The organism is Vibrio sp. Y176 (genome assembly GCF_033438945.1).
In genome coordinates, this window is the sequence record NZ_JAWOQS010000069.1 from 1 (window position 1) to 1,441 (window position 1,441).

The following is a 1,441-nucleotide window of genomic DNA, read 5'->3' on the forward strand; positions in this document are numbered from 1 at the left end:
ATAATTTACAATTTTAAGATGTCTTTCATCTGTTTACACCAGATATTACGTACTAAAGTTTGTTTTGGAGTTCCGCAAGGTTCTGTGCTCAGACCAACCCTATTTACTCCATATATGCTTCCCTAAGGTAATATCATTAGAAATCACTCTGTAAATTTCCATTGTTATGCGGATGATACACAGTTGTATTTATCGATGAAGCCAGAAGAAAGTAATCAATTAACTAAACTCCATAACTGCCTTAAAGACATAAAAACTTGGATGAGCACCAATTTCCTGATGTTAAATTCAGACAAAACTGAAGTTATTGTTCTTGGCCCCAAACAACTCAGAGACTCTTTATCTGATGACATAGTTTCTCTAGATGGCATTGCTCTGGCCTCTAGCACTACCGTAAGAAACCTCGGAGTAATATTTGATCAAGATTTGTCTTTTAATTCTCATTTAAAACAAACCTCACGGACTGCATTTTTTCATCTGCGTAATATTGCGAAAATTAGGCCTATCCTGACCCGAAAAGATGCAGAAAAATTGGTCCACGCTTTTGTTACCTCTAGGCTGGATTACTGTAACTCTCTATTATCAGGTAGCTCTAGTAAGTCCTTAAAAACTCTCCAGCTAATTCAGAATGCAGCAGCACGTGTACTAACAGGAACTAAGAAACGAGATCATATTTCTCCTGTTTTAGCTTCTCTGCACTGGCTCCCTGTAAAGTCCAGAATGGGTTAAAAACAGTGACATCAGTGGTCAAATTCTAGATTGCAGGGCTCACTCGCTCACCCCTCCCGTCGGGTAAATGACTGTGGCCTCGTAGGTATAAAAAGCCTTGCGCAGACACGAGTTTTTCAGGAGTAGGTCTATCTAGCGACGAGGTGAATGTTTATTTAGAAATCTAAACCATGTTACGATATTGTAATGAATCCCTCACGAGCAGGAGACCAGAGGAGCGCTCGGGAAAAAGGCCCGTTTATTTGAGCACTCCAGAAACTCCGGTAACACTCCAGGGGGTAAAAGACTCCATCCCAAACTCTGACTCTTCAAACGTAACACACACACTCCATACACACATACTCGTTTACAATACCTAGCGGGCACCCCCTCCCCTCTCTGCTCCACCAATCTCCAGCCCGCACACTGACTGACAGCGTAGCTGGTAAACAGAGCTCAGCTGTTTATTTAGCCTAGCGATATCTCCGGACTATAGTAGCTGCAATGGACGACTTTGAACGCGATTTTGAAGAGTTTCTTGTAGCGGACACAGACCCAGAGCCATACCTGTTTAAGCCGGAGCATACAGATGAGGAACTCCATGTGTTTGATGCTGAGCGGGTGAGAAGAGAGGCTGAATGCACAGAATGGGATTCGGTGCTACTGCTACCATCGTTGGGGAGATATATCATCAGGAGGAAAAGCGCCGCAGAGAGTGCATCACAAGGAGTGA

General features: G+C 43.2%; 2 protein-coding genes. Both read left to right on the plus strand.

All coding sequences use genetic code 11. From position 1 onward, the window contains the following. The first annotated feature begins 135 nt into the window (after positions 1-135). On the plus strand, positions 136-729 hold the full coding sequence (locus tag R7O13_RS24100) for a reverse transcriptase domain-containing protein (RefSeq protein WP_318304832.1): 594 nt from the start codon (positions 136-138) through the stop codon (positions 727-729). A gap of 483 nt (positions 730-1,212) precedes the next feature. Then, on the plus strand, positions 1,213-1,441 hold a 229-nt coding region (locus tag R7O13_RS24105; protein WP_318304831.1), incomplete at its 3' end, for a hypothetical protein.